At 65.1% G+C, this 23,526-nt stretch carries 17 protein-coding genes and 2 tRNA genes; 6 read left to right on the top strand and 13 right to left on the bottom strand.

Going from position 1 to position 23,526, the window contains the following annotated elements; all coding sequences use genetic code 11:
- Nucleotides 1–248: 248 nt before the first annotated feature.
- Both sigK and AC1DD3_RS00830 read left to right on the top strand, forming a co-directional pair.
- Nucleotides 249–854: an ECF RNA polymerase sigma factor SigK gene (gene sigK / locus AC1DD3_RS00835; protein ID WP_476880760.1), complete on the top strand. Its 606-nt coding sequence runs from the start codon at nucleotides 249–251 to the stop codon at nucleotides 852–854.
- Nucleotide 855: 1 nt separating this feature from the next.
- A complete protein-coding gene (locus tag AC1DD3_RS00830) occupies nucleotides 856–1,710 on the top strand; it encodes an anti-sigma factor (RefSeq protein ID WP_476880759.1) in 855 nt (284 codons plus the stop codon).
- 100 nt (nucleotides 1,711–1,810) lie between these two features.
- Here the strand turns inward: AC1DD3_RS00830 and AC1DD3_RS00825 are convergent, their stop codons facing one another.
- The 6 genes from AC1DD3_RS00825 to AC1DD3_RS00800 form a co-directional block, all read right to left on the bottom strand.
- Complete coding sequence (locus AC1DD3_RS00825; protein WP_230117032.1) at nucleotides 1,811–3,223, bottom strand: GntT/GntP/DsdX family permease; 1,413 nt, start codon at nucleotides 3,221–3,223, stop codon at nucleotides 1,811–1,813.
- Between the two features lie 9 nt (nucleotides 3,224–3,232).
- The gene (locus AC1DD3_RS00820) at nucleotides 3,233–3,772 is read right to left on the bottom strand and encodes a gluconokinase (protein ID WP_476880758.1); all 540 of its coding nucleotides are present in this window, start codon (nucleotides 3,770–3,772) and stop codon (nucleotides 3,233–3,235) included.
- Nucleotides 3,773–3,845: 73 nt separating this feature from the next.
- Nucleotides 3,846–4,625, bottom strand: coding sequence for a PIG-L deacetylase family protein (locus AC1DD3_RS00815; protein ID WP_230117034.1), 780 nt, complete (start codon nucleotides 4,623–4,625; stop codon nucleotides 3,846–3,848).
- Nucleotides 4,626–4,629: 4 nt separating this feature from the next.
- Nucleotides 4,630–5,583 carry an electron transfer flavoprotein subunit alpha/FixB family protein gene (locus AC1DD3_RS00810; protein WP_476880757.1) on the bottom strand — a complete coding sequence of 318 codons (954 nt, stop codon included), beginning with the start codon at nucleotides 5,581–5,583 and terminating at the stop codon, nucleotides 4,630–4,632.
- A 15-nt stretch (nucleotides 5,584–5,598) separates the two neighbouring features.
- Nucleotides 5,599–6,399 carry an electron transfer flavoprotein subunit beta/FixA family protein gene (locus AC1DD3_RS00805; RefSeq protein WP_230117057.1) on the bottom strand — a complete coding sequence of 267 codons (801 nt, stop codon included), beginning with the start codon at nucleotides 6,397–6,399 and terminating at the stop codon, nucleotides 5,599–5,601.
- Nucleotides 6,400–6,666: 267 nt separating this feature from the next.
- Nucleotides 6,667–8,385, bottom strand: coding sequence for a trypsin-like peptidase domain-containing protein (locus tag AC1DD3_RS00800; protein WP_230117036.1), 1,719 nt, complete (start codon nucleotides 8,383–8,385; stop codon nucleotides 6,667–6,669).
- A 300-nt stretch (nucleotides 8,386–8,685) separates the two neighbouring features.
- Here AC1DD3_RS00800 and AC1DD3_RS00795 point away from each other — a divergent pair, with 300 nt between their 5' ends.
- From AC1DD3_RS00795 to AC1DD3_RS00785, 3 genes are all read left to right on the top strand, one after another.
- Nucleotides 8,686–10,752 (top strand): TPM domain-containing protein, encoded by a 2,067-nt coding sequence (locus AC1DD3_RS00795; RefSeq protein WP_476880756.1) that lies wholly within the window; start codon nucleotides 8,686–8,688, stop codon nucleotides 10,750–10,752.
- Between the two features lie 107 nt (nucleotides 10,753–10,859).
- Nucleotides 10,860–11,645 carry a PspA/IM30 family protein gene (locus AC1DD3_RS00790; protein WP_230119108.1) on the top strand — a complete coding sequence of 262 codons (786 nt, stop codon included), beginning with the start codon at nucleotides 10,860–10,862 and terminating at the stop codon, nucleotides 11,643–11,645.
- A gap of 110 nt (nucleotides 11,646–11,755) precedes the next feature.
- Complete coding sequence (locus tag AC1DD3_RS00785) at nucleotides 11,756–13,180, top strand: cryptochrome/photolyase family protein (RefSeq protein ID WP_476880755.1); 1,425 nt, start codon at nucleotides 11,756–11,758, stop codon at nucleotides 13,178–13,180.
- 21 nt (nucleotides 13,181–13,201) lie between these two features.
- On the opposite strand, the gene AC1DD3_RS00780 is transcribed toward AC1DD3_RS00785, so the two are convergent.
- From AC1DD3_RS00780 to AC1DD3_RS00760, 5 genes are all read right to left on the bottom strand, one after another.
- Nucleotides 13,202–14,137: a cytochrome b/b6 domain-containing protein gene (locus AC1DD3_RS00780; protein ID WP_476874592.1), complete on the bottom strand. Its 936-nt coding sequence runs from the start codon at nucleotides 14,135–14,137 to the stop codon at nucleotides 13,202–13,204.
- Between the two features lie 165 nt (nucleotides 14,138–14,302).
- Nucleotides 14,303–14,379, bottom strand: a tRNA-Met gene (locus AC1DD3_RS00775).
- Nucleotides 14,380–14,504: 125 nt separating this feature from the next.
- A tRNA-Met gene (locus AC1DD3_RS00770) sits at nucleotides 14,505–14,578 on the bottom strand.
- A 154-nt stretch (nucleotides 14,579–14,732) separates the two neighbouring features.
- A complete protein-coding gene (locus AC1DD3_RS00765) occupies nucleotides 14,733–17,720 on the bottom strand; it encodes a UPF0182 family membrane protein (RefSeq protein ID WP_476874591.1) in 2,988 nt (995 codons plus the stop codon).
- A gap of 181 nt (nucleotides 17,721–17,901) precedes the next feature.
- The gene (locus tag AC1DD3_RS00760; protein ID WP_230119104.1) at nucleotides 17,902–19,050 is read right to left on the bottom strand and encodes a YlbL family protein; all 1,149 of its coding nucleotides are present in this window, start codon (nucleotides 19,048–19,050) and stop codon (nucleotides 17,902–17,904) included.
- A 221-nt stretch (nucleotides 19,051–19,271) separates the two neighbouring features.
- On the opposite strand from AC1DD3_RS00760, the gene AC1DD3_RS00755 reads away from it, so the two are divergent.
- Nucleotides 19,272–20,744 (top strand): zinc-dependent metalloprotease, encoded by a 1,473-nt coding sequence (locus tag AC1DD3_RS00755; protein WP_476874590.1) that lies wholly within the window; start codon nucleotides 19,272–19,274, stop codon nucleotides 20,742–20,744.
- Nucleotides 20,745–20,756: 12 nt separating this feature from the next.
- Here the strand turns inward: AC1DD3_RS00755 and AC1DD3_RS00750 are convergent, their stop codons facing one another.
- Complete coding sequence (locus tag AC1DD3_RS00750) at nucleotides 20,757–21,371, bottom strand: M48 metallopeptidase family protein (RefSeq protein ID WP_230119102.1); 615 nt, start codon at nucleotides 21,369–21,371, stop codon at nucleotides 20,757–20,759.
- Nucleotides 21,371–23,503 carry an ATP-dependent DNA helicase UvrD2 gene (locus AC1DD3_RS00745; protein WP_476874588.1) on the bottom strand — a complete coding sequence of 711 codons (2,133 nt, stop codon included), beginning with the start codon at nucleotides 23,501–23,503 and terminating at the stop codon, nucleotides 21,371–21,373. Before AC1DD3_RS00745 ends, AC1DD3_RS00750 begins: the two co-directional genes overlap by 1 nt.
- Nucleotides 23,504–23,526: the final 23 nt, after the last annotated feature.

The following is a 23,526-nucleotide window of genomic DNA, read 5'->3' as shown; positions in this document are numbered from 1 at the left end:
GACCCTTCCCACGGGCGCACACCTGTTGTGCGGGTCATCCAGGTTTTTACCGGGCATTTTTACCTGTCACACCCATCCGCCGCACCTCCCGCACCGAATCACTCCTGAACACATTCCCCGGGCATGAGGAGCGGCAGGTGAAAACAGTACATTCGGGCCAACCGACCCTGCGTTTTGCCCAGCACGATGCTGCCGTATCCGGCGCAACTGCTCAGGGAGCGGCTCCCGGAGACCTATGCTTGACTGTGATGGAAACTCCCAACGCGCCGAACTTTGACGCCCCGGCACCGCCCGGCACCGCCGTCGATCTTAACCGCCAGTTGGCGGCCCTCCTGGAGCGCATAGCCGGCGGCGATCAGGCGTCCTTCGCCGAGTTCTACCGGCTGACCTCACGCCGGGTCTACGGCATGGCCCGGCGCGTCCTGATCGATCCGGAGCTCAGCGAGGACACGACGCAGGAGGTCTTTCTGCAGGTGTGGCAGATTGCCGGCAAGTTCGACGCTGCAAGCGGGAGCCCCCTGGCGTGGCTCATGACCATCTCGCACCGGCGTGCTGTGGACAAGGTGCGGTCCTCGCAGTCCTCCAGCGACCGCGAGGCCAAGTACGGCGCCAGCAGCCAGGACATCGACCACGATTCCGTGTCTGACGAGGTGGGCAGCCGGCTGGAGGCCGAAGCCGTGGTCCGGTGCCTTGACACACTGACTGAAACACAGCAGGAGTCCGTGCGGCTGGCCTATTACGGCGGGCTCACCTACCGCGAGGTCGCCGAAAAGCTGAATGCGGCCATACCGACCATCAAGTCCCGCATCCGCGACGGACTGATCCGATTGAAGACCTGTCTGGGGGTGAGTTGAAATGAACGAAACACATGATGCCAACGGGCGACAGCTGCCCCGGGCGTTCGCTGCCGACATTTCCACTGACCTGACCGCTGGCCGCGCCGTTGAACTTGCCGAGGTCTACGCCTTGGACGCCGTGACTGATGAAGAGCGTCAGGCCATCGAAGCCTACGTCAGGGCGGCTCCGGAGGCGGAACGGGCGTCCTTCCAGGAACGGGTTCGCCAGGCCAGGGAAACACTGGCCACGACATTCACCGTGGAGGAAGAACCTCCGGCAGATCTCTTTGAGCGCATAGTCGCCCAGCTTCCCGCGAAGCCTGCAGCGGAGCGCGCGGAAGCTCCGGCGGCAGAGCCGCCGGTTGAGGACGAGCTGCCGCTTGCGGACGAGCTTGCCGCTGCACGCGAACGCCGTGAAGTCCGACGCCGGTCCCCCGGTGTGCGGAACTGGCTGATCGGTGTCGCGGCTGCTGCAGTCATCGCCTTGGGCGGTGTGGGAGTCGGGGCCTACGTGGCCAACCAGAACGATCCGCTGAGGCAGGTCCTGGAGGCACAGGACGTTCGCCAGGCAACGGTGCATGTCAGTGGCGGCGGTACAGCGACAGTTTCCATATCGTCATCGACGGACGCCTTGGTGGTACGGATGAAGGACGTTCCCGCCCCTCCGCCTGGAAAGGTCTACCAGATGTGGCTGATTCCGAAGGACGGTTCCGCTCCTGTTTCCGAGGGCCTGATGGATGCTGAGGCCCTGTCAAAGCCTGCCGTCGTCAAGGGGATTGGCACGGCCGCCTCGCTCGGAATCACCGTGGAGCCTGCGGGGGGCTCCGCCTCGCCGACGCTTCCCACCGTGGCTGCTGCGCCGCTCAATACCTGAGCACACCAGAGCCTGGCCTACGACAGAAGCCGCGCAGGCCTTGCTCCCACCGATTGGTAGGAGCAAGGCCTGCGCGGCTTCGATTGTCCCGGCTGTGAAGCTAGATGATAAGGGACAACAGCATCACGAAGCTGAAGCCGACCACCGAGATCAGCGTCTCCATGACGGACCAGGTCTTGAAGGTCTGCCCGACGGTCAGCCCGAACAATTCCTTCACCAGCCAGAAGCCGGCGTCGTTGACGTGCGAGAGGAACAGGGATCCCGCACCGATGGCCAGGGCAAGCAGTGCCGCGTGGGTGGGGCTCAGCGAACTGGCCAGTGGAGCGACGATGCCGGCCGCCGTCACCGTTGCCACGGTGGCCGAACCGGTGGCGAGCCTGAGCGCAACGGCCACGATGAAGCCGAGGACCAGCACGGACATGTTGGTGCCTTCAGCCCACTTCTTGACCGCGTCCCCAACCCCTGCGCCGATCAGCGTCTGCTTGAAGCCGCCGCCCGCACCGACGATGAGGAGGATGGCCGCGATGGGTCCGAGGCTGGCGCCGATCTTGGCGGTAATCCTGTTGCCGGTGAAGCCCACGGCGTAGCCAAAGGTGAAGATGGCCAGGAGCACGGCCAGGGTCATGGCCACGAGGGGCTGGCCGACGAAGTCGAAGAAGGTCCGGATTCCGGGTGCCGTCTCGGGATCGGGCCAGACGATGTCCACCACTGCTTTGGCGAGCATGAGCACCACGGGAAAGATGATGCTCAGCAGGGTGACCAGGAACGTGGGCTGCCGCTTGACGCCCGTCGTGTCGGCTCCGTGTTCGGTGTCGATGCCGCCGGCCACCGCCGGCGCGCCTACGGGAACCCACTTGGCGGCAAGGCGCGAGAACAGCGGTCCGCAGATGATCACGGTGGGAATGGCCACCAGTAGGCCGAGGGCGAGCGTGGTGCCGAGCTCAGCTTTGACCGCGCTGATCGCGATGAGGGGTCCCGGGTGGGGCGGAACGAGGCCGTGCAGGACCGACAGGCCGGCAAGTGCCGGAATGGCGATGCGCATCAGCGGCATCCGGGAGCGCTGGGTGACAAGCACGACCACAGGAAGCAGCAGCACGAGGCCGATTTCGAAGAACATCGGCAGGCCGATGATCACGGCCACGAGGGTGATGGACCAGACCACCTTGTTCCCGCTTGCCTTTTCCAGCAGCGTATCCACCACGCGGTTGGCCCCGCCGGAGTCAGCCAGGAGCTTGCCGAGCATGGCGCCGAGCGCGATCAGCAGGCCGACCTCCCGGAGCACTCCGCCCACGCCTTCTTCGAAGTTGGTGATGATCTTGGGCAGCTCCACGCCGGACGCCAGGCCCACGAAGGCCGATCCCAGCACGAGCGCCAGGAACGGGTGCAGCTTGAGCTTGGCGATCAGCACCACGATCAGCGCGATGCCGATGCCCGCTACAACCAGCAGCTGGGTGTCGTGGCCTGTCCAGCCCTCGACGGCAGCGGGTAGCTGCGTTGCAATAAGAGAGTTCAAAATGAGTTCCTAGTTCTGATCCGGAGCGGCGGAGGCGGCTGTGAGATTCAGTCGTTCAATGATTTCCTGCGCTTCCTCGGCCGGAGTGGCCGAGACGCACAGGGAGATGTAGTTCTCATCCTCGGTGGGTTCTTCCAGCGCCTCGAATTGCGATTCGAGCAGCGCCGGCGGCATAAAGTGGCCGTGGCGAGAGGCCAGCCTGCCGGAGATGTTGTCCTTGCTGCCCTGAAGAAACACGAAAACGACGTTTTCGCCCCGAAGGACATCACGGTATCGCTTCTTGAGGGCTGAGCACGTAATAACGCCGGGGGTGCCGGCTTGGGTGTGCTGACGGATCCAGTCCGCTATGGTTTCCAGCCACGGCCAACGGTCGTCATCGGTGAGAGGTTGGCCGGCCTGCATCTTGGCCACGTTCGCTGCAGGGTGCAGGTCGTCGCCTTCCGCGAGGTCCCAGCCGAGCCTGCCGGACACAACGCCTGCCACTGTTGATTTGCCGGATCCTGAGACGCCCATGATCACCAGAACCGGCTGCTGTGCAGTCTTCGCCATCAAAGTCTGCCTTCCTGAATAAATATGATTTAAGCAGAGGCCAGCATATGACACGGGTTACAGTGTGGCAATCCTAGAACCCTGCAATCGTTCCCGGACCGTTGATTGTGACGACATGAAACGCCTCGGCGCTGCGTCCGTCCGGGAACCCGGCGCGCTGCGCGTTAACCCGCATTCCGTTCCGCACGGACGTTTCCATGGCCTCCACGTCCGGGTGCTGGCTAACGTGGACGTGGATCGCCTTGAGCTTGCTTTCCACGTGCGCGGTGACGTCCACGAAGTGGTTTTCCCGCTCGTCCGGCCCGGCGTAGAGCCACAGCCACGGTACTTTGTAGGCGGGCACCCCGGATTCGGCGAGTTCCGGATACGCGAAGGGGTTTTCAACCGCCGGATAGATGGAGCGCGTCACCGCTTCACCCACGGCCAGATGGTCCGGGTGGCTCTTCTGGATGCGGTTCCAGTTGCGCTCCGGATGCATGGAAAGCACGACGTCGGGCCGGATTTCGCGGATCAGCTTCACCACTCCCCACATCACCTGGTGGTTGGGTTCGAGAAACCCGTCCCGTTCATGGAGATAGTGGATGTCGGTGACACCGACGAGCGCTGCCGCACGTTGCTGCTCGGCGGCCCGCAGTGCGATGATTTCCGCCCGATGAGCCGGATCGAAGCCGCCGGCATCGCCGTCGGTCATGATGCAGTAGCTGACCTCGACGCCGGCCGCCGTCCAGGCGGCGATGGTGCCGGCGGCACCAAAATCGATGTCGTCCGGATGGGCAGCAAAACAGAGCACCCGCTCAACCCGGTGCTTGTCCGGGTTGAACGGGCTCTGTGCTGGTACAGCGTGTGCGGTCAAGGGCTCAGGCCTTGCGCTTCTTGATTTCTTCAGTCGCCTGCGGCAGAACCTGGAAAAGGTCCCCGATAATGCCGAAGTCCGCGATTTCAAAGACGGGAGACTCCGCATCCTTGTTCACGGCCACGATCACCTTCGCAGTCTGCATGCCGGCCTTCTGCTGGATGGCTCCGGAGATGCCGGCCGAGATGTAGAGCTGCGGGGATACGGTCTTGCCGGTCTGGCCAACCTGGGCGTCGTGGCTGATCCAGCCGGCGTCGGTGGCGGCACGGGATGCCCCCACTGCTGCGCCGAGGGCGTCAGCCAATTCCTCAACCGGGCTGAAGTCCCCGTCCAGTCCGCGGCCTCCGGCCACGACGATCCGTGCATCGGTGAGGTCCGGGCGCCCGCTGGCAACCTTCTGCTCGCGTGCTGTGATCCGGGCCGCTGTGGCGGCTGCATCGGCAGGGACCTCCACCGTCACCGTTTCCGGCGTGCCCGGCGCTGCCGCTGTTTCGGGGGTGACGCTGTTGGCCTTGACCGCCAGCACGCTGACCGGCGTGGTCGCTTTCGCTGCGGTGGTGTAGGAACCAGCCAGCACCGATTTGTGGGCGGTGCCGTCGGCGTCGACGGCGACGACGTCGGTAATGACGCCCGCGCTCAATCGGATCCCCAGCCGTGCCGCGATTTCCTTGCCCTCGGGCGAATTTTCAACCAGCACTGCGGTGGCGCCGGACTTGTCCGCCGCCGTCGCCACAAAAGCTGCTTTGGCGGCCACCAGGTAGTCATCCAGGTCGTCAGCCGACGGGCGGTAGACAGCGGCCGCACCGTAGGCACCCAAGGCGGCTGCGACGTCGTCGTGCAGTTCTCCGTTGAAAGCGACGGCGGTTTCCCCGAGGGACCGCGCGATGGTCAGGAGTTCAAGGCTGCTCTTCTTGAGAGCCTGGCCCGGGTTGTCAATGAATACGAGTACGTTTGCCATGTCTTGTGATCCCTCTTAGAGCAGCTTCTGGGCGGCCAGGAAGTCAACCAGCTTGATGCCGGCGTCGCCTTCGTCGGTGATGATAGTGCCAGCCGTGCGCGGCGGGCGTTCCTCAGCCGACGTCACCGTGGTCCAGGATCCGGCGTGGCCCACCTGGGAGGGATCGACTCCCACGTCGGCCAGCGAGAGCGTGGTGATGCTCTTGCGCTTGGCCGCAATGATGCCCTTGAAGTTGGGGTAGCGGGGCTCGTTGATCTGGTCCGTCACGGATACCACTGCCGGCAGCGCGGCCTCAACCGTTTCCGAGTGGGTGCCTGCGTCACGGCGTGCCGTGATGCGTCCTCCGTCGACATCCAGTGAGGACGCGAACGTCACCTGCGGAAGACCCAGGCGTTCTGCGAGCTGGGCCGGCACGAGGGACGTTTCACCGTCGGTGGAGGCCATGCCGGTCAGGACAAGGTCCACGGGGCTGTCGCCGCCGAGGTGCCGGACCGCCGCCGCGAGGGCGAGCGACGTGGCGGCCGCGTCCGAGCCGGCCAAGGCGTCATCCGTGAGGTGCACGCCCTCCGTCGCGCCGATCTGCAGCGACTTCTTGATGGCGTTGGCTGCACCGGCCGGCCCCATGCTGAGCGCGATGACCTTGTTGCCGGCCTTGCTGCCGCCACGGGCCTCGATCAGCTGCAGCGCGGCCTCCAGGGCGTATTCATCCAGTTCGGACAGAATGCTCTCGTCGCGGTCCGTCGTGTGGCCCTCGCCGCTGAGGTGCCGGTCGAACTGGGCGTCCGGCACATGCTTGACCAGGACGATGATCTTCAATGTCTCTTCCACTGTATTTACAGCAGCCTTCCATGCTTGTGGATAGCCAGCCGGGTGAGGTCATGGCCGCGGAACGCCCGGGGTACGGGTAGCTCCTAGCTAACCATATAGGGGCGGGCTGGTGCCGTCCCGTGTTAACCCCTGTGTCAGATCCGGCCCCCTGTGCAGACGAAGGCGCCGGGGCACTTCGACACAACCGGGGACGCCGACGGCGGGCCGCACCTCCCATGGTGGGGCCCGCCGTCGGCGGTACTGCTTTTTGACTGTCTACTGTTCTGCTGCGGCGCCGAGCGTCACGTCTAGCTGCTGCTCGCGGCCGTTCCGCTGAATGGTGACCTTCACCGAAGCACCGGCCGGCTGCTCCCGCACGGCGGCGGTCAACTGGTTCGGGTCGCTGATGGCGAGGTCGTTGAAGCGTGTAACGACGTCGCCCACCCTGATGCCTGCCTTGGCTGCCGCGGAACCCTGTTCCACCGTGGCGACGTCTGCGCCGACCGAGAATCCGGAGGAGGAAGTCGAGGCCGTCTTTTCCCTGACGCTGACGCCAAGCTGGCCGTGAGTCGCCTTGCCCTTATCGATGATCTCCTGGGCCACCCGCTTGGCGTGGTTGATCGGGATGCTGAAGCCCACACCGATGTTGCCCGTTCCGGTCGCCGCGGAGCTGCCGCCGGCCGAGGCGATGGCAACGTTGACACCAATCACCTCACCCTTGCTGTTCACCAGCGCACCGCCGGAGTTGCCCGGGTTGATGGCTGCGTCAGTCTGGATCACGTTGATGGCGATCGAGCCTTTGCCCGCGGAGCTTTGGCCTTGGCCCTGGCCCGGAGGTGCGAACTCGAAGCCCTGGTCGCCGCCCTGGGAACTGTCCTGGCCGCCCTTGGGCGCGGCCGACGACGCGACGCTGATGGTCCGGTTGAGGGTGGAGACGATGCCGTCCGTCACCGTCCCGGTGAGACCCAGCGGTGAGCCGATGGCCACTGCCGTGTCGCCGACATTCAGTTTGCCTGAATCACCGAGCGTGGCGGGAGTCAGCCCGGACGGGTTATCCACCTTGATGACGGCAAGGTCGGAAAGAGGGTCGGTTCCAACGATTTTGGCGGAAAGCACCCGGCCGTCGTTGGTGCGGATTTCAATGGCCGCACTTGCCGTTGCGCCGTCCAGGGTCACCACGTGTGTGTTGGTGAGAATGTGGCCCTGGTCGTCGAGGATGATGCCGGAGCCCGTGCCGCCTTCGCTGCCGCTCGTGGCTTTGATAGTGACAACGCTCGGTGATGCTTTGACGGCCGCGGCCGTGATGGCGTTGACGTCCTCTTGGTTGTTGACGATTACCGTTCCGGGCTGGCTGCCTGTGCTCGCCGCCGGCGCGGTTCCGGGGTCGAAGAGGTTGCCGGCTCCCACCGTTGCCACCCCGCCGCCAACGAGTCCGGCGGCAAGGATGCTGGCCACAAGGGTGCCCACGCCAAAGGTTGCCTTGCGCTTGGGGGCATTGGCCGGGTTGCCCTGAACGGCAGAGTGCGCACCGTGCTGGCCATACACCGGCTGATGCGGCTGACCGGGTCCGCCGGTGTGCTGGGGCGAATTCTCGTGCGCGGACGCGAACTGCTGAGTCGCAGGCCCGGACTGGTGCCCATAGAACGGGGCGTGCTGGGGATAGACGGGCCGCGGTCCGTTGAAGGACTCCGGCGGCGGATTGCCCTGGGCGTCCCCCCTATCCTCGGGACGGTCCAGCCTCATGGTGGGGTTCTCCCGGGCGCGCCAGGCACCGTCATCGGCGAGTCGTTCAGTGTCGTTGCCCGACCGCTCAGTGTGGCCGTTCGGCTGCTCAGGGGCTCGGTCCTGATAGCTCCCCAGCGGCTCAACATTCCCCGGCTGGCCGTCCCCCTGCTGGAGACCCTCCGGGGTGGCGGGCCGAACCGTAGGATCAGCGGGCCGCCCTGCAGGATCTCGATTCTCAGGCGCTGCCCCCGGTAGTGGGTTCTCAGTCATTGGACTTCCTTTCATCCTCGTCTGCCATTAACTATGGACGATGGGACTGAAACTAAAGCGAACGTTCGCTGGGAGGTTCCTGAACGTGCCCGCCGGCACCGGACGAGACCCGTCCACCTAGGATAAGAGCGCTTTTCGCTGGTGGCATATTCCCGGCCGTGGACTGCCCCCTTGGTGCACCATAGAATCAAGAAGAATTGCCACAGCGACCTGCGGCTTTACACCCGGCGTGGGGGCGCTGCTGCATTCTGAGACGGCTGTTTCATCCTGAATCAGTCGCAGGCGTGCTGAAGGGTTGCCATGCGGTCAATGTTGAAACGTGTTCTCGCCGTGATCGGCCTGACTGGAATGCTGGCGCTTCCTGCCGCAGCGGCTTGGGCTGAAGATCCGGTATCCATCCCGTCCGGCCAGAACATCGTGGATGATGCGAATGTCCTCGGCAGCCGAAAGGGCGAGGTCCAGGACGCCGTCCAGAAGCTGCTGAAGGACCACAAATACAACCTCTACGTGGTCACCGTGAAGTCCTTCGAGAATCCGGCCGACCCCAAAGCGTGGGGGCAGGCGGTCGCCACCGAGAAGGGCATGGGCAGGGCAGACGTTCTGCTCGCTATCTCGACAGCGGGCCAGTACTACTTCGCCCCGAACTCGGCAAGTGCCATCGCGTCCAAGACGTCGAACATCACGCAGAACGCCATCGTTGCAAACCTCGCCGGAGGCAAGAGGGACTACGCACAGGCCGCCATTGATACTGCGTCAGCCGTTGGCGATGCGGCTGGCGGCGGGAGCGGCACTGTTTCCTCCGGCGGCGCCGGTGCTGCGGTTCTCGTTGGCGCCGGTGTTGTGGCCGCCGGCGGTGCAGGAACCTATCTCTACCTCCGGAACCGGCGGAAGAAGGCCCAGGCGTCCAGCGCCAGCTATGGACCGCAGGGCGCCGAGCTTGATCCGCTCGCTTCGCTGAGTGTCGAGGAGCTGCGCCGCAAGAGCGGCTCGCTGCTCATTGAGGCCGACGACGCCATCAAGTCCAGCGAGCAGGAACTTGGGTTTGCGCAGGCCCAATACGGCGACGCCGCCGTCGGGAATTTCACCAAGGCGCTTGAGGAAGCGAAGGCCCACATGTCCGAGTCGTTCAAGCTGCAGCAGCAGCTGGACGACCATATCCCGGACACAGAAGAGCAGCAACGCAGCTGGCTGGGCGAGATCATCCGCCGCTCCGAAGCCGCCCTCGCTTCCCTGCAGGAACAGAAAGCGGACTTCGACTCGCTCCGCGAACTCGAAAAGAACGCGCCCCAGGCGCTGGCCGCCGTGAATTCCGGGGCGGTCGAGGCCGACGCGAAAATCGCCAAGGCGGAACAGACGCTGGCGGACCTGCGCGGCAAGTACGCCGACAGCGCGCTTGTCCAGGTATCGGACAACATCGCGCAGGCCAAGGAGCGCCTCGCGTTCGTGCAGAATGCCGGCGCGACTGCCCGCGAAAAGCTGGCGGCCGGTGAAGGAAGCCTTGCCGCCGTGGCCGTCCGCGCCGCAGAGGAGAGCCTGCACCAGACCAACGTCCTCCTGGACGCCATCTCCAAGGTTGCCGGCAGCCTGGACGAGGCCCGGAACGGGCTCGAAGCCGCCGTCGTGGATACCGCCCAGGACCTGGCTCAGGCGAAGGCCATCATCCAGTCCGGCGCCCATCCCGAGCTTGCCGGGCCGGTGGCCGCGGTTGAAGCGGCCCTCGGCCAGGTGAAGGGCGAAATCCAGGCCGGCAAGATCGATCCGATCGCCACGCTCGAGCGTGTGGAATCAGCCCACCAGTCCCTTGACCGTTCCCTCAGCGGCATCCGTGACCAGCAGGAGCAGGCCCGCCGGGCGCAGGCTTCACTGCAGCAGACCATCATGTCCGCGCAGGCACAGATCAGCGCCACCTCGGATTACATCACCGCGAGGCGTGGCGGCGTCGGCACTGAAGCGCGGACCCGCCTGGCCGAGGCGCAGCGCAACCTGGACTATGCGCTGTCTATCTCCCGGAACGACCCTGTCACGGCGCTGACCTACGCCCAGCAGGCCCACGCGCTGGCCGCCCAGGCCGCCCAGTTGGCCCAGTCCGACGTCGACAGCTTCGGCGGTTACGCGAACCAGGGCTATGGCCGTGGCGGCATGTTCGGCGGCGGCGGCGGAGGCGGCGGCCTTGGCGGTGCCATCCTCGGCGGCATCCTCATCAACTCCATCCTCAACGGGGGCAGTGGGGGCGGCTGGGGCGGCGGCCATGGTGACGGCGGCGGCTGGGGTGGGGACTCCGGCGGCGGCGACTTCGGCGGCGGGGACTTTGGCGGCGGCGACTTCGGCGGCGGCGACTTCGGCGGCGGTGATTCCGGCAGTTTCTAGCCGGCAAGACTAGCGCTGGCGCGACAATGCAGCCGGCGGGTAGAAGCGGTACATCAACTGTTCACTGGATTCAGTGGGAAACACTGAGCAGGACGAAAGGTAACACCATGAAGCAGTCCATTTTCGGCCGCATGGCGCAGCTGGCAAAAGCAAACATCAATTCGCTGCTGGACCAGGCCGAGGATCCGCAGAAGATGCTGGACCAGATGGTCCGCGATTACACCAACAACATCGCCGAGGCCGAAGCCGCGGTTGCCCAGACCATCGGAAACCTGCGCATGCTCCAGGACGACTACAACGAGGACATCAAAAACGCGCACGACTGGGGAAACAAGGCACTGGCCGCGTCTCGCAAAGCCGACGACTACCGCAGCGGCGGCAACGCGGCCGACGCCCAGAAATTCGACAACCTGGCAAAGGTCGCCCTGCAGCGCCAGATGTCCTCGGAAAACGAGGCCCGGGCCGCTGAGCCCAATATCGCATCACAGTCCGAGGTGGTGGACAGGCTCAAGACCGGTCTGGACCAGATGAAGGGGAAGCTGAACCAGCTCACCAGCAAGCGCAACGAGCTTGTGGCCCGTTCCAAGACCGCCGCCGCGCAGTCCCAGGTCCATGACGCGCTCAAGAGCATCGACTTCATGGATCCCACCAGTGAAGTCGGCCGGTTCGAAGAGAAGATCCGCCGTGAAGAAGCAAAGGTGCGTGGCCAGCAGGAACTCGCGGCCTCCAGCCTGGACGCCCAGTTCAACCAGCTCGAGGATCTCGGCGAGCAGACGGAGATTGACGCACGGCTGGCAGCGCTGAAGTCAGGCAACGCCAAGCCGGCAATCGGGGCGTCGGGATCGGCCGCTACCGGCTCGACCGTCGACGAGGCTGACTTCGACAAGCTGTAAAGATGCCGGCCCTGGGCGCATAACCCCGGGCGCTCTTATCGCCAGCCTGGCAAGGCCGGGGTCCGCTGGACCCCGGCCTTGTTCGTTTCCGCGGCGTGTAGCGTGGAGCCATGGCTTCAACGATTGTCTGGCTGCGCGATGACCTTCGTCTCGACGATAACCCTGCCCTCGCCGTGGCGGCATCGTCGCCGGAAAAGATGACCGTGGTCTACGTCCTGGACGAGGCCTCCCCCGGCATCCGCCCGCTCGGCGGTGCGGCCAGATGGTGGCTCCACCATTCATTGAGCGCCCTTTCGGCGGAGCTTGAGTCGAAAGGGTCGCGGCTGCTGCTCCGGCGCGGTGCCGCCGCACCGGCAATCCGGGAACTGGCCAACGAGACCGCGGCGGGCACCATCTTGTGGAACCGGCGCTACGGGCTTCCAGAGCGCACGCTGGACGCGGGCCTCAAGGAATGGGCCACCGGCGAGGGCATCGAGGCCACCAGCTTCCAGGCGAACCTCCTCTTCGAACCGTGGACTGTCCGGACGGGCTCGGGCGGACCGTACAAGGTGTTCACGCCGTTCTGGCGTTCCTGCCTGGCCGGCGCCGAGCCCCGGTTGCCAGTTGACGCCCCACAGCGCCTCCCGGAGCCGGCAGCCGGCCCGTCCGGTGCCCCGCCGGCCGGCGACAGCCTCGATTCCTGGGGGCTGCTCCCCCACCGGCCGGATTGGAGCGGCGGGCTCGCGGACACGTGGGCTCCCGGCGAACAGGGGGCCAGCCAACGGCTTGAGGATTTCCTGGACGGGCCCGTGGAGGAATACGGCACCGGCCGGGACGTTCCCGGCGTGGAAGGCACCAGCCGGCTCTCCCCGCATCTTCGCTTCGGCGAAATCAGCCCGTTCCGAATCTGGCATGCGCTCCGCGAACGATTCCCCCGGAACGCTCCTGCCGACGTCGGCATCTTTCGAAGCGAGCTTGGCTGGCGTGAATTCTGCTGGCAGCTCCTGTACGAAAACCCGGAGCTGGCCACCGAAAATTACCGTCGCGAGTTTGACCGTTTCCCCTGGCAGACGCCGTCGGACGCCGAACTCGAGGCGTGGCAACAAGGGCGCACGGGGTATCCGCTCGTGGATGCCGGGATGCGGCAGCTCTGGCAGACGGGATGGATGCACAATCGGGTGCGCATGGCAGCGGCATCGTTCCTGGTGAAGAATCTGCTGGCCGACTGGCGCCTGGGCGAGGCATGGTTCTGGGACACCCTTGTGGACGCCGACGCCGCGAGCAATCCCGCCAACTGGCAGTGGGTGGCCGGCTCCGGAGCGGACGCCTCGCCGTACTTCCGGATTTTCAATCCGGTGACGCAAAGCAAGAAATTCGACGCCGGGGGGCGGTACCTCCGGGGCTATATCCCGGAGCTCTCGGGCCTGGACGATAAAAGGATCCACGAACCGTGGAAGGACCCCGAAGCGGCGTCCGGCTATCCCGAGCCCCTCGTCGGGCTGCAGGAGTCCCGCGAACGTGCGCTGGACACCTACCAGCGGCTCAAAGCGCTGTGAGCCGCTGGGGCAGCCGCCGCTTCAGCGGCTGCTGACCTTGCCCATGAGGGAGGCGATGGGCCGCAGGAAGAGCGGTCGCGCCAGGAACCATGCTGCCACCATCACGGCGACTGAGGCTGCGAAGATGCCGAACCCGACCCAGCTGACGTCGTCGCTGCCGCCATACATGTGGTTGAGGTTCCGGAGCGCGCCGGTGGCCAGGACCAGGAACACGTGCACCACGATGAAGGCCACAAAGTAGATCATCACCGGGAAATGGATCGCACGGGCGACCTCAATCGGATACGCCTTGTTGAGGGCGGTGGCCTTTTTCGGCCAGGCGGATGACGTCCTCAACCCGGAAATGAAGGCCAAGGGTGCGGCGATGAAGACAGTCACGAAGTAGGTCAGGAGCTGCAGGGCGTTGTAGTTGACCCAGCCGTTCTCAGTGGGCCAGCTCAGTGATGCGTACTGCAACGCGGCCGAGAGCGCATTGGGGAACACATCCCAGCTGGTGGGCACGATCCGCATCCATTGCCCGGTGGCGAACAGCAAAACAGCGAATACGAGCCCGTTCAGGATCCACAGGGCATCAAGCGTGAGGTGGAACCAGAGTTCAAGGCTGATTTTGGTGGGGGCGTTCCTGGTTCGGATGATCCCCTTGTTGTTCCGTGTCCAGTAGCCGCTGGGGCGCGTCGTGGTCCGGACCTGCCACCCCGTCCGGATGATGAGCAGGAGGAAGAAGGCGTTCAGGAAATGCTGCCATGCCAGCCAGGCCGGAAAGCCCACCGGCGCTCCGGCGGGGAGTTCAGAGTGTCCGGGGTAGTCCGCCATGAAGGACCGGACGCCCGACAAGCCCGTGACCCACTTCGCGAGCAGCACCACCAGCACTATGGCCACCAGCGCCGCAGGCACTGCCCAGTAGAGCCGGGACCGCTTGCCTTCGGACGTGCCGGACTTGTTCTTGGTTGTGGACATCGAACTACATTCCTCTCGAGAATGACTGACCAGTGCGGGGCCGTGTGCCGGCCTGGATTTCCGGGCCCTGCGAAAGAGAATACTAGGAACCGCTGGCCCTTGGGCAAAACGAACGGGCAAAGCAAGAGGCCCCGACCGGCCAATCGCCGGTCAGGGCCTCTCTTCTGGTTGCGGGGACAGGATTTGAACCTGTGACCTCTGGGTTATGAGCCCAGCGAGCTACCGAACTGCTCCACCCCGCGTCGCTTGATCAACACTACCCTACTTTTGGTGCCGCACTTTCCACCCCGCTCGTCGGGTGCAAACGAAACCTGTGGAGACAGCAAAAGGCCCGGACTACCTTGCGGTGATCCGGGCCTTTCCTCAGTTGCGGGGACAGGATTTGAACCTGTGACCTCTGGGTTATGAGCCCAGCGAGCTACCGAACTGCTCCACCCCGCGTCGCAAGAACAACTCTACCGTTCGGTGAACGGGAGGCCAAATCGAGGCGACGTGATCTGCGTCTCGGCGCGGCCTCATTGGTGGCAGCACAGCAAAAGGGCCGGCCCCGGCCTCCTTGCGGAAGCACGGGACCGGCCCTGTCACTGTCAGTGCGTCAGCTGCTCGGCGTAGGCGTCGGCGTGGCCGAGGGGGTGGTCGGCGTGCCGGCCGTTCCGGTGGCGCCGATCTTCGCCTCGGCGTCGAGCGCCTTCTTCAAGGCGGCCGCCAGCTTCTTCTGCTGTTCGCCGTAGGCTGCGAAGTCCCCCTTGGCCAAGGCGTCCTGGCCGGCCTTGATGGCTGCGTTCGCCTCGTCCAGGGCAGCCTTCAGTGCAGCCTTGGCATCCGTTCCGCCTGCCGGAGGAGGCGTGGTGCCGCCCGGCGGCGCGGGCGTCTGCCCGTTGTTGTCCTTGTCTCCGGCCGTCGCCCCGGAATTGCCGCCGAACAACTGGTTCAGGGCGGCATCCAAGGTGGGCGCGAAGCCGATCTTGTCACCAAAGGCCACCAGCACCCGCTGCAGCGTCGGGTAGGAAGTCTCACCCGTGGACTTGAGATACACGGGCTGGATGTACAGCATGCCGCCGCCCGCAGGCAGCGTCAGCAGGTTGCCGTTCAGCACGTCAGAGGCACCCTGCCGCAGCAGGTTTAGTGCCTGCGACACCGTGGGATCAGAGTTGAACTTGTTCTGTGCCTGGCCCGGGCCCGGAACCTGGGCCTCCGGCGGAACCTGCAGGAGCCTCAGCTCACCGTAGGAACCAGCCTTGACACCCTTCTTGTTCCCCGCGTCCGAATCCGCGGCGAGGAAGCCGTAGAGGACGTTGCGGGCATTCCCGTCCACCACCTGCGGAATGTAGCCCGACGTCAACTGGAAGGCCGGTTTCTTCTGGTCGGGCATCTGCAGGGACATGTAGAACGGCGGCTGCTTGACCGCATCCGAAACCGTAGGATCGTTCGGAACGCTCCAGGCGTCGTCGTTCTTGTAGAAGCTGACCGGGTCCGTCACGTGATAGCGCCCCAGCAGCTCCCGCTGGACCTTGAACAAGTCCTCCGGGTAGCGCACGTGGCTCATGACCTGCGCCGACATCTCCGAGTAGGGCTTAAGGGACGTCGGGAAGACCTTCTGCCAGGCCTTGAGAAGGGGGTCCTGGTCGTCCCAGGCGTACAGGGTGACCGAACCGTCATACGCATCCACGGTGGCCTTGACCGAGTTGCGGATGTAATTCACGGAGCTGTTGGGCAGAGCCACGTTGCGGCCGGTCGTCGTCTGCGAATCCGTGGTGGCGTCCGAGAGCTGCTCCTGCTGCGAGTACGGGTAATACTGGCTGGTGGTGTAGCCGTCAACAATCCACTTGACCCGGCCGTCAACGACGGCGGGATAGGCGTTGCCGTCCACGGTCAGGTAAGGCGCCACCTTCTGTACCCGTTCGCGGGGATTGCGTTCGTAAAGGATCTGCGACGCATCGTTCACGCCGTCCGACAGCAGCAGATCTGAGGACTGGAACTTGATCGAGTAGAGCACGCGGTTGAGGAAGCTGCCGACGTTCGGGCCGCCGCTGCCGGTGAACGTGTACTGGGTCTCGCCGCCGTCCTTGGAGGCAGGACGGTCCTGCTCGCGGTGCGCCGCGCCCTGCGGCGCTCCGACAATTGAATACTCCGGCGAATCCTCGCCAAAGTAGATCCGCGGCTCGTAAGTCTTGTCAGTACCGAGCACGCCGGTCGAGGGGATGCCGGACTGCAGGAACTCCGGTTTGCCGTCAGCCGTGAATTTGTTGCCTTTCGCGGCAACCACGCCGTAACCGTGGGTGTACACCACGTGCCTGTTCAGCCAGGACTGCTGATCGGCGCTGAGCCCATCCGGGTTGAGTTCGCGAACAGCAATGACGGTGTCCTGCATCTTCCCGTTGACCTCGTACCGGTCCACGTTCAACGCTTTGGGGAACTGGTAGTACGGGCGGAACTGCTCAAGCTGGGAGAAGGCGTCGGATATCAGGTTCGGGTCCAGAAGCCGGATGTTAGCAGTGGTCTGCGCGTCCGGCGCCAACGCTCCTGCGGTGGTGGTTGTTGTGGCGTTGTAGCGTTCAACCTTGACCTGGTCGAGTCCATAGGCGGCACGCGTCATGCCGATATTGCGTTCGATGTATTTCTTTTCCAGGGTCTGCTCCGACGGCCGGACCTGGAACTGCTGGATGACCCAGGGGTAGACGCCGCCGGCGAGGATGGACGTGATCACCAGCATGGCCGTGCCGATGAGGGGCAGCCGCCACTTGCCGATGACTGCCGCAACAATGTACAGGATCGCTACCAGGATCGCGGCAACGGCCAGGATCGCCTTCGTTGGAATGACGGCACTGACGTCCGTATACAGCGCACCGGCCCACCTGCCGCCGCTGTTCTGCACCGCAGCGAAGCGGTCCAGCCAGAAGTTGATGCCGAGGAGGATCAGGAATGAGGCGCCCGTCACGGCGAGGTGGATCTGTGCAGCGCGGCTCGTGAAAATACCGCGTTCCAGAATCCGGATGCTGCCGTACAGGTAGTGCGTGAGGATGCCCGCGATGCCGGCAACGACGGCCACACTGATGAGGAACCCCACGACGAAGCCCAGGAACGGCAGCGTCATGAGGTAGAAGCCGATGTCGAGTCCGAACTCGGGGTCATTCTGGCCGAACGGTTCCTGGTTGAAGAACAGCAGGACTTTCTGCCATTGGCTGGAGGCCGCGCTGCCGGCGAAGAGCCCGAACAGCACCGGAAGGCCGATCATGACCACCCGGCGCACGGGTTCGAGCTGGGCCTGGTACCGGTTCAGGTTGTCCCTGATCTCGGAGTCGGGGGCGTACACAGGACGCGCGTGGTAGGCGATCCGGATGGCGTAGAACACGCCGGCGAACATGATGGCGAAGCCAGCCGCAAAGATGCTGATCCGCGCCAGGTTTTCCGTCAGGAACACTTCAAAGAACCCCAGCTGCTGGTACCAGAGGACGTCCGTCCAGACATTGGCGAAGAAGATGAATCCGACGACAACCAGTGCTACGACAATGAGCGTCGGCGTCAAGGCACCGCGCCTTGGCTGGAGTCTTCCGGGCGGGGTGGGGCTGGCAGGACGGGACAAACTCTGTACCTCATAGCTTTGTCAGTTGCTGATGATATTTGAAGTTTTCATGGGACAACATGCATCGCGCACTGCGCGCTGGGCGCCATGCACGTGTCAGCTTGCGCGGCCCGCCACACACCCTGGCGACGGCTGTCATTAGTGCCACGAGTGGCGCCGGGCCTTAGTTCCTCCATTTAGTCTAGTTGTTTGCGCAGGTGGGAAGGCCCGATGTGTCCGCGCCTCTTGCCGTCAACTCCACCGCCCGCTTCGCCTCGTCCAGGTTCTCGACCTTGACCACCTGCAGACCGTCCGGAATGTGCCCTGTGACCTCGGCGCAGTTTGCGGCCGGGGCGAGGAACATGGTGGCGCCGTCGGCCCGGGCGCCGTGCATCTTGACAGCGATTCCTCCAATGGGACCCACTGCGCCGTCCGGGCTGATGGTGCCGGTGCCGGCAATGTGTTTCCCGCCCGTGAGATCACCGGGAGTCACGGTGTCGATGATCCCCAGCGCAAACATCATGCCGGCGCTTGGTCCACCGACCTTGTCCAGTGAAATCTTTACGTCGAACGGGAACATGAAGCGGTATTTGAGCAGCACGCCGAGGATGAACCTGCCGGAATCGCTTCGGGTGGGGGTTATTGTTTCCGAGACGGGCTTTCCCGAGCGGTCCACGACGACAGTGGCCGGCCGGCCCTTTCCGGCAGCCAGTTCCTCCTGGACGACAACCAGCGATGTAATGGGTTTGCCGTTGATCGAGGTAAAGACATCCCCGGATTTCAGTTTTCCCTGGGAGGCGGAACCCTCTGAAAGCTCGGCGACCTCAAGTTTCTGCCCGAAGGGTATGTTGAGTTCCTTCAGTGCCGAAGCCACCGCGTTTTCCTGCGACGTGGTCATGGCCACGGCGCTCTCCTGCTGTGACTGCTCCTTCGTCACGCCCGTCGGAAATATCAGTTCCTGCGGATAAACGGCCTTTGAACCATCGAGCCACGCAGAGAACGCCTCAAAAACACTGACCGGCCCGTTGGGACCGCCGTCGACATAGACGGTGGTGAGATTGAGGTTTCCCTTCGCCGGATAGGTCTCCCGCCCGGTGACGCTGATGACAGGCTTACCGTTGTCCTTGCCCAGCGTGTTAAACGTGGGTCCGGGCGACTCCACTACGTACGGGACCGGCAGGACGGCGGCCGTAACGCCGAGGCCGAGGGCGAGAAGCCCCGACAGCATCATGGCGGACACCCGGGGATCGCGCGCCCTGGAATGGCGGGAGCCGCGGGCGCCCGCCGGTTCGCCACCGGCAGCGGGAGCAGCGGACTCCTCTGAGGGCTGATCGCCCTTGGTTATCGTCACTGAAGAACCTCTCCGCACCGCCGTCGTCCAACGCGGCACTGTGGCTGCACCAAGCGAACGGCCGGGTGCAGCCTGCAAACATTCCGACTCCTAACACTACGCGTCCGGGCGCGGCGAAAGCTCTTTGCCTACAGCGAACGGACGCCCTTTCGGCAGACAGCCGCTCTCGCACAGGGGTAGCGTGAAGTTGATCAATAGTCACACCGACGATCGGCGGGATCATGACCTCCAACCCACTCAATCCGTCCAACGGCGACGAAAATCCTAAGGATCCGCTGGCGGAAATGCTGCAGAACCTCATGGGCGGCAAGGGCATGGGCGACATCGACCCCGCCGAACTGGCAAAGGCTGCGGGGCTTCCCGATGACCCCAATCTCCTGGCGCAGATGTTTTCGCAGGTTCAGGCCATGATGAGCGCGCCCTCAGAGGGCCCGGTCAACTGGAAACTCGCCCACGACAACGCACGGCGGGTGGCCGCCAGCAGCTCCGATCCGTCCGTCTCCTCGTCACAGTCCCGCGAGGTGGACGAAGCGTTGCGGCTGGCTGAGCTGTGGCTGGACCAGGTCACTGACCTGCCGGCCACGGGCCTCATCGGCCGGGCGTGGTCCCGGGCCGAATGGGTCGAGGAAACGCTGGGAACGTGGAAACGTCTTACCGAACCAGTGGCCAACAGCATCGCCAACGCCCTGTCCACCGCCATGACGGAGCAGATGCCGGAGGAAATGAAGTCCATGATGGGCGGCGCCTCCTCCATGCTGCAGAACATGGGCGGCGCCATTTTCGGCATGCAGCTGGGCCAGGCCATCGGCGCGCTCTCCGCGGACGTGGTCAGTTCCACTGACATCGGCGTGCCGCTGGCCGATCTGGAAATGGCACTTCTCCCGAGCAATGTTGCGAAGTTCGGCGAGGGGCTCAGCCTGCCGGAAAACGACATCCGGCTGTTCCTCGCCGTCCGCGAAGCCGCCCACGCACGGCTGTTCGTCCAGGTCCCCTGGCTGCGGGGGCACCTGCTGGGCGCCATCGAGGCGTACGCCCGCGGAATCCACATCGACACCTCCCGGATTGAAGAACTGGCCCGCGACCTCGACCCCAGCAACCCGGAAGGAATCCAGGAGGCCCTGTCCCAGGGCGTCTTCATGCCACAGCGGACGCCCGCGCAGGAGCAGGCACTGCAGAAACTGGAAACCGCCTTGGCGCTCGTTGAGGGCTGGGTTGACGAACTCACCTCGGCGGCAACGGAAAAAGTCCTCCCGTCCGCCGCGGCACTCCGCGAGACGGTGCGGCGTCGGCGCGCAACGGGCGGTCCTGCCGAACACGCCTTCGCCTCGCTCGTGGGTCTCGAGTTGCGTCCGCGCCGTCTCCGTGAGGCGGCAACGCTGTGGGCCTCACTCAAGCAGGAACGCGGGATCGAGGGCCGTGACGCCATCTGGAAGCATCCCGATTTGCTCCCCACCGCCGAGGATCTGGACGACCCCAAGGGCTTCAGTGAACGCCGCCAGCTGGCCGAAGCCAGCGACAGCGAAGTGGATGACGCCCTGATGAAACTCCTGAACGGCGGTTTCGACACTCCTGAGGCCGGGACCGAGGAAGACGGCGGTCCGGCCGGAGACAGCGGCACGGCCGAAGACGCCGCAAAGAAGGACGATGGCAGCAAGAAGGACGACGGTTCCGAGGGAACGGACACCCGCGGCTAGGACACGCCGCAGCTAAGGGCCGACGGCGGCGGGGAACCCCGCCGTGTCGGCCTGCCCCTGCGGGTCAGGCCCGTCAGCTGGCAGGCCGCGCGAAGTGGCAAACGAAACGCCTTCCAGGAACGCCTTGGCCCGCGCTGTTTCGGGGTACGCCTCCAGCAGCTTCCAGAACGCGGCGTTGTGCCCTGCAACCAGCAGGTGTGCCAGCTCGTGGAGCAGCACGTAGTCGATCACCCACTGCGGCATGGGGCGGAGCTTGTCCGAAAGCCGGATGGACCCGTCAGCGGGCGTGGCCGAACCCCAACGCGAGTTCTGGTTGCTGACCCAGCGGACCGACGTCGGAACGGCCCTGCCGCCAAGATAGCGTGCCGAAAGCTCCGCAGCATGGCTGGCAAGGGCAGAGTCGGTCGCGGGGCGCCGCCCGCCTTTGGACTGCCGGTCCCCCTGGACTTTCAGCTTGTCCAGCATCCGCCGGACCCACTCGGCTTCCTGTGCCCGGCTGAAATGCGCGGGGATGGCGACGACGGCTGTACCGTTCTCCCAAAACGCGGCCACGGTGCGGCGCCGGCGGGCGGATCGGCGCACGACGACGGGTGAGCCATCGTGCGTCGTCAGCTGCGTCCCCGCCATCAGAGGACGCTGCTTTCCACCAGGACCGCCAACACAGCTTCGCCGTACCGTTCGAGTTTTGAGGGGCCGATTCCGGCCAAGAGCGCCAGCTCCTCAAGGGACGAAGGCCGCGCCTCAGCGATGGCGGTGAGCGTCGCGTCGGTAAACACGACGAACGCCGGCACGTCCGCGGACAGGGCAACTTCCTTCCGCCATTCCCGGAGGGCGTTGAAGGTCTGTTCCTCGTAACTTGGCGGACACTGGTCGCAGCGGCCCACCTTCCGTTCCGCGCCGCTGGACAGCATGCTGCCGCAGACGCGGCAGGAAGCCGGAACAGCAGCCTTGCGGCGCGGCGCCGGACCTTTGCCCCGTGCGGAGGAGCTCATCACGGAATCCGGCCGGAGTCCGTCCAGGAAGCGGGATGGCTTGCGGTTGGCCCGGCCTCCGGGCGTGCGGGCGGTGGACCACGACAGCGCCAGATGCTCCCTCGCACGCGTGATGCCCACGTACAGCAGCCGGCGTTCCTCGTCCACCGCCTCCGGTGTATCGGCGAAGGAAATGGGCATGAGGCCTTCACTGAGCCCGACGAGGAACACGGCGTCCCACTCGAGGCCCTTCGCAGCGTGCAGCGAAGCCAGTGTGACGCCCTGAACGGTGGGTGCGTGCTGGGCAAGCGACCGTTCCTGCAGCTCGTTCACGAAATCCGAGAGGGTAAACTGCGGCCCGCGGCTCAGCACCAGCTCATCCGCCAGCGCCACGAGGGCGGCCAGTGACTCCCAGCGTTCGCGCAGCGCGCCACCGCTGTGCGGGGCGGAATCCGTGTAGCCAAGCGAGGCCACGATGTCCCGGACCAGCTGCCCGAGCGGCTGCGGAGCCGACTCCGCCGCCGCGCGAGTTGCCGCCCGAAGCTGCAGAATGGCGTCACGGACTTCCTTGCGCGCGAAGAAACGCTCACCGCCGCGCAGCTGATAGCCGATACCGGCCGAGGCCAGGGCCTGTTCGTAAGCCTCGGACTGCCCGTTGGTGCGGAACAGGACCGCGATCTCACTCGCCGGGACGCCTGCGTCCATCAGTCCACGGATCTTGAGCGCCGCTGTGGCGGCCTCGGCTTCATCGTCCGAGCACTCCGTGAACTCCGGCACCGGGCCTGCGGAGCGCTGGGCGACCAGCTTCAGCGGCGATGCCCAGGCGGCGTCGGCCACCGGACCCCCGCTGCGTCTTGCGGCAAGCAGGTCATTGGCCAGCTTGACCACCTGGGGCGTGGAACGGTAATCGCGGATCAGCTTCACCACGTTGGCGTTCGGGTACATGGCCTTAAACCCAAGCAGGTGCTTGGGCGAGGCCCCGGTGAAGGAGTAGATGGTCTGGCTCGCATCACCCACCACGCAGAGTTCATCGCGGCCACCCAGCCACAGTTCCAGGAGCCGCTGCTGCAGCGGCGAAACGTCCTGGTACTCGTCCACCACGAAATGCCGGTACTGTTCGCGGACAGTGGCCGCCACCTTCGGGTCCTCCTGCAGGATGCCCACGGTGATCAGCAGGACGTCCTCGAAGTCGATCACGTTCCGGTCTGTTTTGACGTCCTCATAGGACTGGAACACCCGGGCCACGGCCGTGAGGTCGAAGCCGCCGGGGTTTCCCCGGTCCTGTGCGTTCTCAAGATAGTTGGCCGGGGTGAGCATGGAGACCTTCGCCCACTCGATCTCGGAGGCCAGGTCCCGGATGGAGGCGCGGTCCGTGCTCAGCCGGAGCCGGCGGGCGGCCTCGGCGATCATCTGCGCCTTGTGGTCAAGCAGGTTCGGCAGCGTTCCGCCCACGGCCTGCGGCCAGAAGAACTGGAGCTGGCGCAGCGCCGCTGCATGGAAGGTCCGGGCCTGGACATTGCCCACTCCCAGGTCGCGCAGCCTGCTGCGCATTTCCGCCGCAGCCCGGGCGGTAAAGGTCACGGCCAGCAGCCGCTGCGGACTGTAGACCCCGGAGTGCACGCCGTACGCAATCCGGTGCGTGATGGCGCGCGTCTTCCCGGTGCCCGCTCCTGCGAGGACGCACAGCGGCCCGGCGAGGGTGCTCGCGACCTCACGTTGCTCGGCGTCGAGGCCGCCAAGGATGCGGTCCTCAAGGGAGGCATTGCCGTCAGGAATTTCTGTAGTCACTTCTGCTGCTCAGTCGAAAGGAT

It is taken from the genome of Arthrobacter sp. 05T444, from assembly GCF_056395905.1.
Note: the sequence above shows the minus strand (reverse complement) of the source record. Positions and strands in the feature narration are given on the sequence as shown.

Bases quoted from the DNA above. Each gene is read 5' to 3' on its own strand.
- AC1DD3_RS00800 (WP_230117036.1), bottom strand. From the start codon at position 8,385: ATGACTGAGAACCCACTACCGGGGGCAGCGCCTGAGAATCGAGATCCT.
- AC1DD3_RS00790 (WP_230119108.1), top strand. From the start codon at position 10,860: ATGAAGCAGTCCATTTTCGGCCGCATGGCGCAGCTGGCAAAAGCAAAC.
- sigK (WP_476880760.1), top strand. From the start codon at position 249: ATGGAAACTCCCAACGCGCCGAACTTTGACGCCCCGGCACCGCCCGGC.
- AC1DD3_RS00755 (WP_476874590.1), top strand. From the start codon at position 19,272: ATGACCTCCAACCCACTCAATCCGTCCAACGGCGACGAAAATCCTAAG.
- AC1DD3_RS00810 (WP_476880757.1), bottom strand. From the start codon at position 5,583: ATGGCAAACGTACTCGTATTCATTGACAACCCGGGCCAGGCTCTCAAG.
- AC1DD3_RS00795 (WP_476880756.1), top strand. From the start codon at position 8,686: ATGCGGTCAATGTTGAAACGTGTTCTCGCCGTGATCGGCCTGACTGGA.
- AC1DD3_RS00830 (WP_476880759.1), top strand. From the start codon at position 856: ATGAACGAAACACATGATGCCAACGGGCGACAGCTGCCCCGGGCGTTC.
- AC1DD3_RS00750 (WP_230119102.1), bottom strand. From the start codon at position 21,371: ATGGCGGGGACGCAGCTGACGACGCACGATGGCTCACCCGTCGTCGTG.
- AC1DD3_RS00785 (WP_476880755.1), top strand. From the start codon at position 11,756: ATGGCTTCAACGATTGTCTGGCTGCGCGATGACCTTCGTCTCGACGAT.
- AC1DD3_RS00780 (WP_476874592.1), bottom strand. From the start codon at position 14,137: ATGTCCACAACCAAGAACAAGTCCGGCACGTCCGAAGGCAAGCGGTCC.
- AC1DD3_RS00820 (WP_476880758.1), bottom strand. From the start codon at position 3,772: ATGGCGAAGACTGCACAGCAGCCGGTTCTGGTGATCATGGGCGTCTCA.